The sequence below is a fragment of the Hydrogenophaga sp. genome (genome assembly GCF_035481345.1).
GTDB lineage: Bacteria > Pseudomonadota > Gammaproteobacteria > Burkholderiales > Burkholderiaceae_C > Hydrogenophaga.
Window position 1 is genome coordinate 1 of the sequence record NZ_DATIGV010000118.1, and the last position, 15313, is coordinate 15313.

15 protein-coding genes are annotated in these 15313 nt (G+C 69.2%); 4 read left to right on the forward strand and 11 right to left on the reverse strand.

All coding sequences use genetic code 11. The features are described 5' to 3' along the window. The 3 genes from VLG41_RS13005 to VLG41_RS13015 all read right to left on the reverse strand — a co-directional run. On the reverse strand, positions 1 to 425 hold a 425-nt coding region (locus tag VLG41_RS13005), incomplete at its 3' end, for a DUF2147 domain-containing protein (RefSeq protein ID WP_325349827.1). A gap of 28 nt (positions 426 to 453) precedes the next feature. Further along, positions 454 to 2250: an acyl-CoA dehydrogenase C-terminal domain-containing protein gene (locus VLG41_RS13010; protein WP_325349828.1), complete on the reverse strand. Its 1797-nt coding sequence runs from the start codon at positions 2248 to 2250 to the stop codon at positions 454 to 456. 44 nt (positions 2251 to 2294) lie between these two features. Next, positions 2295 to 2972 (reverse strand): TetR/AcrR family transcriptional regulator, encoded by a 678-nt coding sequence (locus VLG41_RS13015; protein ID WP_325349829.1) that lies wholly within the window; start codon positions 2970 to 2972, stop codon positions 2295 to 2297. Positions 2973 to 3328: 356 nt separating this feature from the next. On the opposite strand from VLG41_RS13015, the gene VLG41_RS13020 reads away from it, so the two are divergent. Further along, complete coding sequence (locus VLG41_RS13020) at positions 3329 to 3757, forward strand: hypothetical protein (RefSeq protein WP_325349830.1); 429 nt, start codon at positions 3329 to 3331, stop codon at positions 3755 to 3757. A 9-nt stretch (positions 3758 to 3766) separates the two neighbouring features. Here the strand turns inward: VLG41_RS13020 and slmA are convergent, their stop codons facing one another. The 5 genes from slmA to VLG41_RS13045 form a co-directional block, all read right to left on the reverse strand. Next, positions 3767 to 4420 (reverse strand): nucleoid occlusion factor SlmA, encoded by a 654-nt coding sequence (gene slmA / locus VLG41_RS13025; RefSeq protein ID WP_325349854.1) that lies wholly within the window; start codon positions 4418 to 4420, stop codon positions 3767 to 3769. Positions 4421 to 4580: 160 nt separating this feature from the next. Beyond that, positions 4581 to 6044 (reverse strand): ATP-binding protein, encoded by a 1464-nt coding sequence (locus VLG41_RS13030; protein WP_325349831.1) that lies wholly within the window; start codon positions 6042 to 6044, stop codon positions 4581 to 4583. Further along, positions 6016 to 6708 carry a response regulator transcription factor gene (locus VLG41_RS13035; protein ID WP_325349832.1) on the reverse strand — a complete coding sequence of 231 codons (693 nt, stop codon included), beginning with the start codon at positions 6706 to 6708 and terminating at the stop codon, positions 6016 to 6018. The genes VLG41_RS13030 and VLG41_RS13035 overlap by 29 nt, the downstream gene beginning before the upstream one ends. A 96-nt stretch (positions 6709 to 6804) precedes the next feature. Next, positions 6805 to 7701, reverse strand: coding sequence for an acetylglutamate kinase (argB, locus tag VLG41_RS13040; RefSeq protein WP_325349833.1), 897 nt, complete (start codon positions 7699 to 7701; stop codon positions 6805 to 6807). A 55-nt stretch (positions 7702 to 7756) separates the two neighbouring features. After that, positions 7757 to 9742 carry an SDR family oxidoreductase gene (locus tag VLG41_RS13045; protein WP_325349834.1) on the reverse strand — a complete coding sequence of 662 codons (1986 nt, stop codon included), beginning with the start codon at positions 9740 to 9742 and terminating at the stop codon, positions 7757 to 7759. Positions 9743 to 9957: 215 nt separating this feature from the next. Between VLG41_RS13045 and VLG41_RS13050 the strand changes: the two genes are divergently transcribed. The 3 genes from VLG41_RS13050 (at position 9958) to VLG41_RS13060 (ending at position 12506) form a co-directional block, all read left to right on the forward strand. Then, the gene (locus VLG41_RS13050) at positions 9958 to 10509 is read left to right on the forward strand and encodes a phasin family protein (RefSeq protein WP_325349835.1); all 552 of its coding nucleotides are present in this window, start codon (positions 9958 to 9960) and stop codon (positions 10507 to 10509) included. A gap of 118 nt (positions 10510 to 10627) precedes the next feature. Further along, entirely contained in the window at positions 10628 to 11842 is a 1215-nt protein-coding gene (locus VLG41_RS13055) for a patatin-like phospholipase family protein (protein WP_325349836.1), read from the forward strand. 10 nt (positions 11843 to 11852) lie between these two features. Beyond that, positions 11853 to 12506: a TetR/AcrR family transcriptional regulator gene (locus VLG41_RS13060; RefSeq protein ID WP_325349837.1), complete on the forward strand. Its 654-nt coding sequence runs from the start codon at positions 11853 to 11855 to the stop codon at positions 12504 to 12506. On the opposite strand, the gene VLG41_RS13065 is transcribed toward VLG41_RS13060, so the two are convergent. The 3 genes from VLG41_RS13065 to VLG41_RS13075 form a co-directional block, all read right to left on the reverse strand. Further along, positions 12475 to 12840 (reverse strand): hypothetical protein, encoded by a 366-nt coding sequence (locus VLG41_RS13065; protein ID WP_325349838.1) that lies wholly within the window; start codon positions 12838 to 12840, stop codon positions 12475 to 12477. The genes VLG41_RS13060 and VLG41_RS13065 overlap by 32 nt on opposite strands. Positions 12841 to 12978: 138 nt before the next feature. Next, entirely contained in the window at positions 12979 to 14076 is a 1098-nt protein-coding gene (locus VLG41_RS13070; RefSeq protein WP_325349839.1) for a M14 family metallopeptidase, read from the reverse strand. Beyond that, entirely contained in the window at positions 14073 to 15293 is a 1221-nt protein-coding gene (locus tag VLG41_RS13075) for a M20 aminoacylase family protein (protein WP_325349840.1), read from the reverse strand. Before VLG41_RS13075 ends, VLG41_RS13070 begins: the two co-directional genes overlap by 4 nt. Positions 15294 to 15313 lie beyond the last annotated feature (20 nt).

Here is a 15313-nt window from a genome sequence, read left to right on the forward strand (position 1 = left end):
GTTCGGAAGAAAGGGCCGAGGTAGCCGCGCATCTCGAGCTGCGCGCCGCCGTTGACCGGCTTCAGGCGCGCGCGGTAGCTCTTGCCGTTGTTGGGGTCGACGATGCTGCCGCCCTCGTACACGGCCTTGTCGCTTTCGCTCTGCTTGATGGCGCGCAGGATTTCAAGGCCGAGGATGGGCTTGTCCTTGCGGTCGTCGCTGCACTTGTCGCACACCGCCTTCTGGTCCGTGGCGGGGTCCAGCAGCTTCTCGATGCGGCCGCTGAAGACGCCGTTGCTCTCGGTGATGCGCACCAGCGACTTCTCCTTCTTCGAGTCGTCGTCGATGGTCTTCCACAGGCCCGTGGGCGTCATCTGCGCGTGGGCCAGGCCCGTGAACGCGATCAGGGCGATCAGGGAAGCGGCAAGCGTCGTCTTGAGCAACATGGCGGTCTCCTGCGGTTGAGGCAATCGGTCAGGCCAGCGCTGCGTCGGTGTCCATCAGCACCTTGCTGCCCGAACGCGCCAGACGCATCAGCGTGGCCGTCTCGGGAAACAGCTTGGCGAAGTAGAAGCGCGCGGTCTGCAGTTTGGCGGTGTAGAACGGGTCGGTGCTGCCGGCGTCGATGGCGCGCTGCGCGGCCTGGGCCATGCGCGCGAAGAAGTAGGCGAACACCAGGTGGCCCGCCACGCGCAGGTAGGGCACGGCGGCCGCGCCCACCTCGTCGGGGTTCTGCAGGCCCTTGAAGCCGATCTCGGTGGTGAACTTGGTCATCTGCTCGCCCAGGTAGCCCAGGGGGTTGATGAACTCGGCCATCTTCTCGTTCACGCCCTCTTCTTCCACCAGCGCGGCCACGAGCTTGCCGAACTTCTTGAGCGTGGCGCCGTTGTTGCCCAGCACCTTGCGGCCCAGCAGGTCCAGGCTCTGGACCGTGTTGGTGCCCTCGTAGATCATGTTGATGCGGGCATCGCGCACGTACTGCTCCATGCCCCATTCCTTGATGTAGCCGTGGCCGCCGAACACCTGCATGCAGTGGTTGGTGGCCTCGAAGCCGTTGTCGGTGAGGAAGGCCTTGGCAATGGGCGTGAGCAGCGCGGCGAGGTCGGCGCAATCCTTGCGCACCTTCTCGTCGGGGTGGTGCAGTTCCTTCTCGAGCAGCAGCGTGCAGAACATCAGCAGCGCGCGGCCACCTTCGGCATAGGCCTTGGCGGTGAGCAGCATCTTGCGCACGTCAGGGTGCACGATGATGGGATCGGCCGGCTTGTCCTTGGCCTTCACACCCGAGAGGCTGCGCATCTGGATGCGGTCCTTGGCGTAGACCAGGGCGTTCTGGTAGGCCACTTCGGTGAGGCCCAGGCTCTGGTTGCCCACGCCCAGGCGGGCGGCGTTCATCATCACGAACATGGCGGGCAGGCCCTTGTTGGGCTCGCCCACCAGGGTGCCCACGGCACCGTCGAGCACCATCTGCGCGGTGGCGTTGCCGTGGATGCCCATCTTGTGCTCCAGGCCGCCGCAGTGGATGGCGTTGCGCTCGCCGATGCTGCCGTCGGCCTTGACCTGGTACTTGGGCACCAGGAACAGGCTGATGCCCTTGCTGCCCACGGGCGCGTCGGGCAGGCGCGCGAGCACCAGGTGCAGGATGTTCTCGGCCAGGTCGTGCTCACCCGCGCTGATGAAGATCTTCTGGCCGGTGAGCTTGTAGGTGCCATCGGCCTGGGGCTCGGCCTTGGTGCGCAGCAGGCCCAGGTCGGTGCCGCAGTGGGGTTCGGTCAGGCACATGGTGCCGGTCCATTCGCCGCTGGTGAGCTTGGGCAGGTACTGCTTCTTCTGCTCGGGCGAGCCGTGCGCGTGCAGACACTCGTAGGCGCCGTGCGAGAGGCCGGGGTACATGGTCCAGGCCTGGTTGGCGCTGTTGAGCATCTCGTAGAGGCACTGGTTCACGATCAGGGGCAGGCCCTGGCCACCGAACTCGGGGTCGCAGGACAGCGCGGGCCAGCCGCCCTGCACGTACTGCGCGTAGGCCTCCTTGAAGCCCTTGGGCGCCTTCACCTCGTGGGTGGACTTGTCGAGCACGCAGCCTTCTTCGTCGCCGCTGATGTTGAGCGGGAAGGTAACCTCGGCCGCGAACTTGCCGCCCTCTTCCAGCACCGCGTTGATGGTGTCGGCGTCGATGTCGGCGTGGTTGGGGCAGGCCTTGAGTTCGTCGACGACGTTGAAGACCTCGTGCATCACGAACTGCATGTCGCGCAGCGGCGGGGTGTAGACGGGCATGGGTGGGTTCTCCTGTGGGTTCGTCGAAGTGAAGAAAAGAAAAATCAGCTCTTGCGGCCGGCGGGCTGGCGCGCGCCGTTGCGCTCGAGGATGGCGCCGAAGCCACGCCAGGCGCGGTCGATGCAGCCGGGGCTGCGCAGGAAGCGCGCCTCGTAGTGCAGGGCAAGAATCAATCCATGGATTTCGAAGGCGACCTGTGACGCGTCCGTGTCGGCCGACAGGTGACCCTCTTCGGCCGCGATCTCGATCGCGCGGCGCAGGGCCTCCTGCCAGGTGCTCACCGAACTGGCCAGGGCGTCGCGCACGGGGCCGGGGCGGTCGTCGAACTCGACGGCGCCGCTGATGTAGATGCAGCCCGAGTCGATCTCGACCGAGGTGCGCTTCATCCAGTTGTCGAACAGGGCGCGCAGGCGCGGCAGGCCGCGCGCGGCGCTCATGGCGGGATAGAAGACCTCGTCCTCGAAGCGCGTGTGGTACTCGCGCACCACCGAGATCTGCAGTTCCTCGCGCGAGCCGAAGTGCGCGAACACGCCGGACTTGCTCATCTGCATGACCTCGGCGAGCGCGCCGATGGACAGGCCTTCGAGCCCGATCTGCGTGGCCAGGCCCAGGGCGGCGTCGACGATGGCGGCCTTGGTCTGCTGGCCCTTGGGCTGGGGCTTGGCCGCACCGCCATCGGTGGCGGCGGCGCGGCGGGTGCGGCGGGCGGTGGTGTCGCTCATGCGGGGCCTGGGTGGATCGGCCAGGTATCGGCCGAAGGAAACGAACGGTCGTTCTATTTTTACCCAGATTGGGACCGCCATGGCAAGTCCGATGCGCAATCGCGGCCTCCGGTTTAGAGCCAGGGCTCTAAGGCCAGGAAGACGCCGCCGAAGGCCGTGCTTATCAGGGCCTTCCTCATTCGCTGTGGCGCCAGACTGGGTTCCTACTACCAAGGAAGCCCCCGCCACCCCACCGTCCGCTCCAGGCGGGCCCGGGTCGCCAGGGCATGGTGGCGCCGCCAGCGCGCGTTCAAGCTGGTGACCATGGATGGCATCGGCACACCCTCCCGGGCGCCGAGGCCGATGAGGAGACCGACATGCTGACCGCGCACCGCTCCATCGCCCACCCCCGGCCCTTGCACCGCCCCATGACCCGCGACATCGCGCCCACCGATCCCACGGCCCGGCAGGCCTGGCGCTCACGCTTCCTGGGCCTGCAACTCACCTGCCTCGACCCGGAAACCTTCACCCTGGCCGACTTCGCGCTCTGGCACGCGCTGGAAGAGCACATCTGCGATGGCGGCGAGGTGCTGGACCTGAGCGCACACGGCGAGGCCCTGGGCCGTGCGCCCGAGGAGCTGATGGAGGCGTTCGCCGACGCCTGCCGGCAGTTCCAGCGGCGGGCAAAGGCGCTGCACCTGCCCGCCGGCCTGGCGGCGATGCCGTCGTGGGTGGACGCGCTGCCCTGGGTCGAACACCTCACGGCGCCGGGCCTGGCCGACGCACCGGCGGCGCCAAGCGCCTGATCGGGCGGCTCAGCCCCGCCCGCCGGGCAGCAGCAGCGCCAGGCCGTGCTCCAGGCTTTCGTTGGGCGAGCGTTTGAAGCCGCTGCGCGCGAAGCGCTGCAACCGGCCCACGCAGAAGGCCGTGATGACCGAGGCGTCGGCCTGCGCGTCCACCGTGGGGGTGGCCGCGCCGCCCAACGTGGCGGCTTCGCGCAGGTTCTGGCGCAGCGTGGCCTCGATCTTGTCGAAGAAGAGGTTCATGCGTTGCTGCAGGCGCTCGTTCTCGAACACCAGGGCGTCGCCGACCATGACGCGCGTCATGCCGGGGTTCTTCTCGCCGAACTGCAGCAGCAGGGCCACCAGCTTGCGGCAGCGCACCAGCGCGTCGGACTCGCGCTCGTCGAGCTGGCTGATCAGGCCGAAGACGGTCTGCTCGATGAATTCGATCAGGCCCTCGAACATCTGGGCCTTGCTCGCGAAGTGCCGGTACAGCGCCGCTTCGCTCACCTCCAGCCGCGCCGCCAGGGCCGCGGTGGTGATGCGCTCCGCGCCGGGTTGCTCGAGCATGGTCGCCAGGGCCTGCAGGATCTGCACGCGCCGCTCGCCGGGCTTGGGGCGCTTGCGGCCAGGGGTTTCGGCTGCCTCGGCCGCGGGCGCGGTGTCCAGCGTGTCGTCGTCGGGCATGGGCATGTCGGGCGCGGCAGCAGTGGTCATGGTCGATGGTCCGTGAGGTGGCTGTCAGTCCGGTGGACTCGGGGCACCCGATGGGGCCCGGGGTATCCCCCGCGGCATTCTCGCACAGCCGGCTACATCTGGTTACCCAGCATCGGCGCGGTTCGCCCGGCTAGTGGGCGACCGCATCGAAGACCACACGCACCCGCAGGCCGCGTCCGGTGGCACCCGAGTCGAGTTGCAGTTGCGTGCGGTGCACGCGCGCGATGCCGTCGGCGATGGCCAGGCCCAGGCCGTGCCCGCTGCCGCCGGTGCCGGGCACGCGGTAGAAGCGCTGCAGCACGCGCGCGCGTTCGGCTGGCGCGATGCCGGGGCCGTCGTCCTCCACCTCGATCCACGCGGCGTCGTCCGCCGCGCCCTGGCCGCAGCGCAGGGTAACGGCACCGCCCGCCGAGGTGTATTTGATGGCGTTGTCCACCAGGTTGATCAGCAGCTCGCGCAGCAACCAGGCATGGCCCTGGGTGCGCGCGGGCGCGGCCTCCAGGCCCAGGTCGATGCGGCGGGCGCCGGCGGCGTCCAGGAAGTGCTCCAGCACCGTCTCGCACAGTTCGGCCAGGTCCACGGTCTCCAGCGCGGCGTCGCCGCGCAGCGCGTCGGCGCGCGACAGTGCCAGCAACTGGTTCGCGAGCTGCGTGGTGTTGCGCGTGGCGTCGCGCAGGCGCAGCACCTGCTCGGCGCGCAGGCTCAGCAGATCGCCCGCGCCCATGCTGCGCGCGGCCTGGGCCCAGGCCTCCACCTGTGCCTGCAGGCCGGCCAGGGGCGTGCGCAACTGGTGCGCGGCGTCGGCGACGAAGCGCCGCTGCGTGTCGCTCTGCTCATTGACGCGCTCGAACAGGCGGTTCAGCGCGTCCACCAGCGGACGAACCTCGGCCGGCGTCTGGCGCCCGTCGATCGGGCTCAGGTCGCGCGGCGAGCGTCGCTCCACCGCCTGCTTGAGGTCCGTGAGCGGGCGCAGGGCACGGGTGACGCCCCAGCCCAGCACGCCGGCCGCCACGGCGAACAGCACCAGGTTGGGCAGCAGCACGCGCAGCGCCACGTTGCGCAGCCAGTGCTGGCGCGCGTCGCTGCCGTCGGCCAGCATGAGGATGAGTTCGCCCGCCTCCGTGGCCGCGCGCTGCGCGACCACGCGGTGCGTGACGCCCCCTTCGACGACGCTCACGAACTCGGGGGCGTCGGTGGTGGGCAGCAGCACGGGCAGCCACTCGGCGCCGAACAGGCGCTCGCCCTGAGCGTCCAGCACGCCGACGGCGGTGTGGCCCTCGCGGTCGGCCAGGAACTCCTGGATCGGCGGCGCCATGAGCAGCGTGAGGCTGGGGGCCTCGCGGGCCAGGTCGCCGGCCACCGAAGGCTCGTCGCGCGGCACCAGCACCGAATCGGCCAGCATGGGCACCAGGCGCAGCAGGCGCTGGTCCTGCTGCAGGGCAGCGGTGCCCGCGGCCTGGTAGTGCAGGGCCACCGTGACCGCGCCGACCATGGCGATGGTGGCCAGCAGCATGACCATGAGGCGGCGCCGCAGGCCGCCGATCGTGTCGCGCGGGGCGCTGCCCTCAGGCGGCGTCGCTGCGGTGGGCGGCATCGGTGCCCTCCAGGCGGTAGCCAAAGCCGCGGATGGCGCGCACGGCGATGCCCGCGGGCTCGAGCTTGGCCCGCAGGCGCGAGACGTAGACCTCGATCGCGTTGGGCGTGATCTCCTTGTCCCAGCCGGTGAGCGCGGCCAGCAGCTTGTCCTTGGCCACGGGCTTGGGCGTCTGCATCAGCATGTACTCGAGCACGGTCCACTCGCGCGGGCCCAGCTCCATGGGCTGGCCCGCCAGCGTGGCACGCCGGTGCGCCGTGTCCATCTCCAGCGCGCCGAAGCCCAGCACGGCGGAGGTGGCGGCCTGCGAGCGGCGCAGCAGCGCGCGCAGGCGCGCGAGCAGCTCCGGCAGCTCATAGGGCTTGACCATGTAGTCGTCGGCACCGAGGTCCAGGCCTTGCACGCGGTCGTGCAGGGCGTCGCGCGCGGTGAGGATCAGCACCGGCAGTGCCAGGCCGCGCGCGCGGATGTGGCGCGTCAGCGCCAGACCGTCGCTGCCGGGCAGGCCGATGTCGAGGATGGCGGCGTCGAAGGTGTCGCGCTCCAGCACCTGCTCGGCGCGCTCGGCGCTGCCCACCCAATCGACGGTGTAGCCGGCGTCGGTGAGGCCCAGCTTGATGCCGCTGGCGACCATGAGGTCGTCTTCGACCAGGAGCAAACGCATAACGTCAAGGCAGAGGTTTCGCCGCCGGGCCGCCCCAAGGCAAAACGCGCCCCCTCGGGGGGCAGCGACCCGCGCAGCGGCGGAGCGTGGGGGCTGTCACGACTTGATCATGGTGCCGAAGGGCTCGTTGCCCAGCACCTCCAGCAGCAGCGCATGCGGCACGCGGCCGTCGATGATGTGTACCGCGTTCACGCCGCTCTTGGCGGCGTCCAGCGCGCCGGCGATCTTGGGGATCATGCCGCCGGAGATGGTGCCGTCGCGCACCAGCTCGTCGATGCGCTGCGGCGTGAGCTCGGTGAGCAGCTCGCCGCTCTTGTCGAGCACGCCACGGATGTTGGTGAGCATCAGCAGCTTCTCGGCCTGCAACACGGTGGCCAGCCGGGCGGCCACCACGTCGGCGTTGATGTTGTAGCTCTCGTTCTGCTCCCCGTAGCCGATGGGGCTGACGACCGGGATGAACTGGTCGTCCTGCAAGGCTTTCACCACGGCGGGGTCGATGCCCACGATGTCGCCGACCTGGCCCACGTCGTGCTCACGCGCCGGATCGGCCTGATCGGCCAGTCGCAGCTTGCGCGCGCGGATCATGGCGCCGTCGCGCCCGGTGAGGCCCACGGCCTTGCCGCCGGCCTGGTTGATCAGGCCCACGATGTCCTGCTGCACCTCGCCGGCCAGCACCCATTCCACGACCTCCATGGTCTCGGCGTCGGTCACGCGCATGCCCTGGATGAACTCACCCTTCTTGCCCAGGCGCTTGAGCAGGGTCTCGATCTGCGGGCCGCCGCCATGCACCACCACGGGGTTGATGCCGACCAGCTTGAGCAGCACCACGTCTTCCGCGAAGTCCTGCTGCAGGGCCGGGTCGGTCATGGCGTTGCCGCCGTACTTGATGACCATGGTCTTGCCGTGGTACTGCCGGATGTAGGGCAGCGCCTGGGCGAGGATCTCCGCGCGGTCGCGCGGGGCAACGGTGGTGATGTCGGGGGCGGTGGTCATGCGCGGGCTTTGGGGAGGGAAACAAAAGCCCGGATTCTAGGGACGCCGGGCCCGCTCAGAAATGAATCCCCCGCATCATCTGCTGCATGGCGATCGCCTCCGGAGAAAGCTGCGCCTTCGCCCCCTTCTCGCCTTTCGCCGCCGCCGAGTCCGGGAACATGCGAAAGCTCGTGTTCATCACGATCTGCGCGATGCGCGGCACCAGCGCGTGCATCACCTGACCGGTGATGCCCAGGCGCGTGGCGATGCGCACCGGCTTGTCGATGCAGGCCTGCGCGATCATGTCGGCGGCCTCCTCGGGCGCCAGCGTGGGCACGTTGTTGTAGATCTTGGTGGGCGCGATCATGGGCGTGCGCACCAGGGGCATGTTGATCGTGGTGAAGGTGATGCCCAGGTCGGCGAACTCGCTGCTGGCGCAGCGCGTCCAGGCGTCCAGCGCGGCCTTGCTGGCCACGTAGGCGGAAAAGCGCGGCGCGTTGGTGAGCACGCCGATGGAGCTGATGTTGACCACGTGCCCCCGGCGCCGCTGCACCATGCCCGGCAGCAGGCCCATGGTGACGCGCAGGCAGCCGAAGTAGTTGAGCTGCATGGTGCGCTCGAAGTCGTGGAAGCGGTCGTAGCTGCCTTCGATGGCGCGGCGGATGGAGCGGCCCGCGTTGTTGATGAGGAAGTCCACGCCACCGTGGTTCTGCACCAGCAACTGCGTGAAGCGGTCGCAGTCGGCCATGTCGGCGATGTCCGCCGGGTAGGCGATGAACTGGTAGCCCTTGGCCTTGGCTTCCTTGCAGGCCTCGTCGAGTTTGTCCTGGTCACGGCCGCAAATGATGGTGGTGGCGCCGGCTTGGGCGAAGGCATGCGCCGCCGCCAGACCGATGCCGGAGCTACCGCCCGTGACCAGGACCACCTTTCCCGCGACGGTCCCCCGCAGGCTGCGGTCGCGGTGCAGGTCGGGGTCGAGGTGGCGCTCCCAGTAGTCCCACAGGCGCCAGGCGTAGTCCTTCAGGTTCGGGCACTCCACGCCGCTGCCCTTGAGCGCTGCCAGCGTGCCGCGGCAGTCGAAGCGCGTGGGGTAGTTGACGAAGGTGAGCATGTCCTCGGGCAGGCCCAGGTCCTTCATCACCGCGTCGCGCACGCGGCGCACCGGGGCCAGCGCCATCAGGCCCTTCTTCACGCTCTTCGGAATGAAGCCCAGCAGGGCCGCGTTGACGAACAGGTTCATCTTGGGCGCGTGCGCGGCCTTGCTGAAGATGTCGAGCACGTCGCCCACGCGGTAGCCCACCGGGTCCACCAGATGGAAGCACTCGCCCCCCTTTCGCTCGCCGTGGGCGATGTGGTCGAGCGCGTTGACCACGAAATCCACCGGCACGATGTTGATGCGCCCGCCTTCGAGGCCGATGCTGGGCATCCACGGCGGCAGGATCTGGCGCATGCGCTGGATGAGCTTGAAGAAGTAGTACGGCCCATCGATCTTGTCCATCTCGCCGCTCTGGCTGTCGCCCACCACCATGGCGGGGCGGTACACGGTCCAGGCCAGCTTGTTCTCGGCGCGCACGAGTTTTTCGCTCTCGTGCTTGGTCATGAAGTACGGGTGGTCGATGTTCTCGGCCTCCTCGAACATGTCCTCGCGGAACACGCCTTCGTACAGGCCAGCGGCGGCGATGGAGGAGACGTGGTGGAAGTGGCCCGCGCCGATCGCCTTGGCCAGCTCCAGCGTGTGGCGCGTGCCGTCGATGTTGACGGCCACCTGGCTCTCCTCGTCGGCGCCGAGGTCGTACACCGCGGCCAGGTGAAAGAAGTGATCGACCTGGCCCTTCAGCGCCTTGACGTCGTCGGCCGACACGCCGAGCTTCTTCTCGGTCAGGTCGCCGAACACCGGCAGCGCGCGCGCCGGCCCCACGCCCCAGTACTCGCGCAGCGCCGCCACCTTGCCTTCGCTCTCGCGGCGGATGAGGAAGTGCACCACCGCCCCCTTGCGCTGCAGCAGCTTGCGGACGAGGCGCTTGCCGATGAAGCCGGTGGCTCCGGTGACGAAGTACTGCATGGGGAGCTCCTGTGTGTTGTGGTTCGGGTGCCGCGAAGGGCATCGCTCGCGATTCTGTTGCACGCGATCGGGAGGCCCATTCCGCAGAAACCCGTGGCCGGTTTTAGTCGCCATACCCTACACAGGCCCGGTGCGGGCCGCCACCATGCGCGGCAATGGCGGTGCCCCGCGCGCCGCCAGCGCATCCGCAGCAACCACCACAGGAGCCCCGAACCATGGTCAAGAAGATCCAGAAGAAGGGCGGCAGCGCCCGCGCATCCACCGCCAACGGCACCGGTGCTTCGCCACTGGCCGGCGCCATCAAGGACTCGGCCCAGCAGATCTGGCTGGCCGGCCTGGGCGCCTTCGCCAAGGCGCAGGAAGAAGGCGGCAAGGCCTTCGAGACCCTGGTGAAGGAAGGCATGAGCATCCAGCGCAAGACCCAGACGGCGGCTGAGGAGCGCATCAGCGAGGCCACCAGCCGCGTGAGCAGCATGGCCAACGAGATCCAGAGCAAGGCCGCGGGCCAGTGGGACAAGCTGGAGAGCCTGTTCGAGGAGCGCGTGGCCAAGGCGTTGGGCAAACTGGGCGTGCCCTCGGCGCGCGACGTGGAGGCGCTGATGGAGCGCATCGACGCGCTCAACCAGCAGGTGCTCAAGCTCGGCGGCGTGGGCGTGTCGGCCGACAAGCCCGCGCGCAAGGCACCCGCCAAGGCCGCTGCGCGCAAGGCGCCCGCCAAGCGCGCGCCGGCCCGCAAGGCCGTGGCGAAGAAGGCCTCGGCCGCCTGATGCGCGCTGCTGCAGCGCAGCAGCATCGAGCCAGGCGGGGCCCTACACTTGAACGCATGCGCCTCGCCCGGCTGCCCGAAGGGGCTCACAGCGCAGCGCGCTGCACGAAGCTGACCGAATGACCCGCACCCGCCCTCGCCCCGGCGCCAGCCCGCGCGCGCCACGCATCGCGCTGGCCCTGGCCGGAGGCGGCCCGCTGGGCGCCATCTACGAGATCGGCGCCCTGTGCGCGCTCGACGATGCGCTCGATGGCCTGGACCTCAACGCCTGCGGGCACTACGTGGGCGTGTCGGCGGGCGGCTTCATCGCCGCCGCGCTGGCCAACGGCATCAGCCCGCGCGAGCTGTGCGAAACCTTCATTGAAGACCGGCCGCGGCTCGACGGTTTCGACCCGGCCTGGCTCATGCAGCCGGCCTGGGGCGAGTTCGCGCGGCGCTTGCGCACGCTGCCTCGGCTCGCCGGCGAAGCGGCGTGGTCGTGGTTGGTGCAAGGCAGGGCCATGAGCCAGGCGGCCGAGCGCCTGGGCGCCGCGCTGCCGGCCGGCGTGCTGGACAACGAGACCATCCACCGCGAGATCGCCCGTCTGTTCAGCCTGCCCGGGCGCAGCAACCACTTCGGCGACTTGCGTGCCCGCCTGACCCTGGTGGCCACCGACCTGGACACCGGCGAGGCCGCGCCCTTCGGCCAGCCGGGCTGGGACCACGTGCCCATCTCGCGCGCCATCCAGGCCAGCGCCGCCCTGCCCGGCCTGTTCCCGCCGGTGGAGATCGACGGCCGCCACTACGTGGATGGCGCGCTGAAGAAGACGATGCACGCCTCGGTGGCACTGGAAGAAGGTGTGGACCTGCTGCTCTGCATCAACCCATTGGTGCCCTATCACGCCAACCCGCAAGCGACGCATGCGGGCCGCATTCCGGCGCTGGTGGAAGGTGGCCTGCCGGTGGTCATGAGCCAGACCTTCCGGTCCATGATCCATTCGCGCCTCGTGCTGGCCTTCGAGCGCTACGAGCGCACCTACCCGGACACCGACATCGTGCTGATCGAGCCCGACCAGCGCGACGCCGAGCTGTTCTTCGCCAACACCTTCAGCTACCGCCAGCGCCGCGAAATGGCCGAGCACGCCTACCAGCGCACGCGCGCCTTGCTCAAGCTGCGCGCCGGGCGCCTGGAGCCGCAGCTGGCCCGCCATGGCATTCGCGTCAACCACGCCGTGCTGGCCGACCCGGCGCGGCGCCTGATCGACACGCGCTGGCAACCCGCCGACAGCGCCGTGGCCACGCGGCTGCACCGCGTGCTCGACGAACTGCAGCGCCGCCTGCCGGCCGCCGCCTGAGCCCGCGCGCATGCCCAAGAAAGCCCCCCGCCGCACGGCCGAGCGCATCCTGGAAACCACGCTGGAGCTGTTCAACCGCTTCGGCGAACCCAATGTCTCCACCACGCTGATATCGGCCGAGCTGGGCATCAGCCCGGGCAACCTGTACTACCACTACCCCGCCAAGGACGAGCTCATCAACTCGCTGTTCGAGCGCTATGAGCGGTCGCTGGGCGAACTGTTGGGTGCGGCCGATGGCGTGCGGCATGTGGAAGATGCCTGGTTCTTCCTGCATTCGCTGTTCGAGCGCATCTGGGAATACCGCTTCCTCTACCGCGACCTGAACGACCTGCTGTCGAAGAACCGCCTGCTGGAGACGCGCTTTCAGGGGTTGCTGGCGGCCAAGTCGCGCGCCGTTCGCGGTGTGCTGGGGGGGTTGGGCCGCTCGGGCGCGATCCAGATCGACAGCCGCGAACTGGAGCCCACGGCGGACAGCATGGTGGTGCTGCTGACCTACTGGCTGAGCTTTGAGTACGTGCGCGACCCGCGCCGCGCGCTGGAGCCGGACCACGCGCAGGCCGCCTTGCTGCGCGGTGCGCAGCACGTGCTGCACCAACTGGCGCCGTACCTCGAGCCGGCGCAACGGCAGCACCTCATGGCGTTGTCATCGGCATACCAGCGGTGAAGGGCACGCCGAGGAAGCGCGCCGCGCTGCGCACGGCCGGCTTCATGCCGCCGATGTGCAGCCACAGAAAGTAGTTCGCGGCGTCGAACGGACTGGTGAACACCGAAGGGCGCAGCCGGCGCCCACGCTCGGCGTAATAGACCAACCACACATCGCCCTCGTAGTGGAAGCACCAGCCACCACGGGGAAAGGCATCGGGCACGCCCAGCATCTTCACGTTGAAGTCGACCCGCAGGCGATCCAGCTCTTCCGCCAGTTCGTCAAACGCCCAGGTCAGCGGCAACTCGCGTCGGGGCAGAGGCAGCTCGTAGTACGGATCCCATTCGATGTTCATGATTCCTCCTGAGATGGTGGGTCAGCGAAGGTCGCCGACTGCCATTGAACGCCGGGCGTGCCGGGTACGGAATCGAAACTCGAACGGGATCACGCATCGATCACAAACGGGGCGCGCACTCACCCACTGGGCGCGCGCTCACCCCGCCAAGCCATCCACCGCCTGGAACAAGGCCTGGCGGGCCTGGCTCACGATCTGGCCGCGCCAGGTATCGGTGTCGGTGTAGAAGGCGTCCTTCACGCGCTGTTTGATGGCGGCCTGCAGCTCGGCCGGTGCGTCGGGGTGCTGGTGCAGCCAGTGGTCGCCGCGCAGCGAGCCGATCACCTCGGGGATGGGCACGGTGCCGTACTCCAACGCGATACCGGTGTACTCGGCCCGCGGGCATTCCTCGTACACGGCCGCCCACATCATGCCGGTGAGCTTGGCGGAGGTGGACGAGCCGTCGTAGATGGAGGTGATGGGCGTGGCGCCGTCGCCGCCCCACCAGGCCTTGGCGCGCTGGAAGGCGGCGGCGTCGTCGCGGCAGGCGAAGATGCGTTCGCCCAGGCCGCTGGGGCCCAGGCCGGTGTGCAGGTCGATCCAGGCCACGCGGCGCGCGCGGCCGGCCTGTTCGCGCAGCACCTGGCGCACGGTGGCGTTGTTCCAGGTGGGCGCGGTGCCACCGAAGAACAGGCCATCGGCGAAGCGGTGCTGGCCGATGGTGATGGCGGCCTGGAAGGCGGTCATGCCGTGTTCGGCGATCCAGGCCTGCACAGCGGCCTCGTTCTCGGCCGTGGGCGGCCACTCCTCGGGCAGCAGCAGGTGGTGCAGGCCGGCGTAGGCTTCGTTCACCGGCAGGGGCCTGGCGAAGTCCTGGAAGTTGCGGTTGAGGTCCACGTTCTCGTGCGTCACGCGGCGCAGCCACGAGAAGCCGTGCGGATTGAGCGCGTGGATGTAGAGCACCGCCACGCCCGCGTCGCGGGCCTTGGCGCGCCACTCGGCGTCGTGCGCGGCATATACCTGCACGCCCGAGCCGCAGAAGCCCTCGACACCGTGGCAGGCGCTGCTCACGATCAGCAGGTTCTGCGCGTCGGGCGAGCCATCGAGCGCGGTGTCCAGGGCCAGGGTTTCGCCCTCGCGGCCCTTGAGCGGGTGCTCGTGGCTGCGGATGGCCATGCCGGCCGCGGCGGCGGCTTCGAGGAATTTGATGCGGGCGCGGGCGTAGGAAGGAGAGAAAGCGTCGCGGATGTCGATCACGCCGCACCTCCGGTGGCGGGCGGCTGGGCCAGCCACTTCTCGGCCAGGCGCACCCAGTAGGTGGCGCCCAGGGGAATCAGGTCGTCGTTGAAGTCGTAGTTCGGGTTGTGCAACACACAGGGGCCTTCGCCATGGCCCATCTCGCGATGGGCGCCATCGCCATTGGCGATGAACACGTAGCAGCCGGGTTTGGCCTGCAGCATGTAGGCGAAGTCCTCGGCACCCATGGTGGGCTCCTGCGCCAGTACGCGCTCAGGGCCCACGATCTCGGCCAGCACCTCGCGCGCGAAGGCGGTCTCCGCGGGGTGGTTGACGGTGGGCGGGTAGTTGCGATTGAACACGAACTCGCAGGTGGTGCCGTAGGCGGCACAGGTGTGCTCGGCGATCTCCTTCATGCGCTGCTCGATGAGGTCGAGCACCTCGTAGGTGAAGGTGCGCACGGTGCCCCGCAGCTCGGCGTGGTCGGGTACCACGTTGTTGGCCTCGCCGGTGTGGATCATGGTGACGGAGATGACGCCCGCATCCACCGGCTTCTTGTTGCGCGTGATGATGGTCTGAAAGCCCATGACCATCTGGCAGGCCACGGGGACCGGGTCGATGCTGGTGTGCGGCAGCGCGGCGTGCCCCCCCTTGCCACGGATGGTGATGGTGAAGTCGTTGCTGGACGCCATGACCGGACCGGTGCTGGCCGCGAAATTGCCGGTGGGCAAACCGGGCCAGTTGTGCATGCCGAACACGGCCTCGACGGGGAATTCGGTGAACAGGCCGTCCTTGATCATCTCGCGCGCGCCGCCACCGCCCTCCTCGGCCGGCTGGAAGATGAGGTAGACAGTGCCGTCGAAGTGGCGGTGCTTGGCAAAGTGCTGGGCCGCAGCCAGCAGCATGGCGGTGTGGCCATCGTGGCCACAGGCGTGCATCTTCCCGGCGTGCTGGCTGGCGTGGGCGAAGTGGTTGTGCTCCTGCATGGGCAGGGCGTCCATGTCGGCGCGCAGGCCGATGGCGCGCCCGCTGGCGCCGCCGTCGCGCCCGTGCACGATGCCCACCACGCCGGTGGTGCCCATGCCGCGCCGCACGGGAATGCCCCATTCGGTGAGCTTGGCGGCCACGAGGTCGGCGGTGCGCACCTCCTCGAAGCAGAGTTCGGGGTGCGCGTGGATCTCGCGCCGCACGGCCGCGATGCCCGCAGCCTGCGTGACGATGGAATCGATGAGTTTCATGACCGGTCTCCGAAACCGGG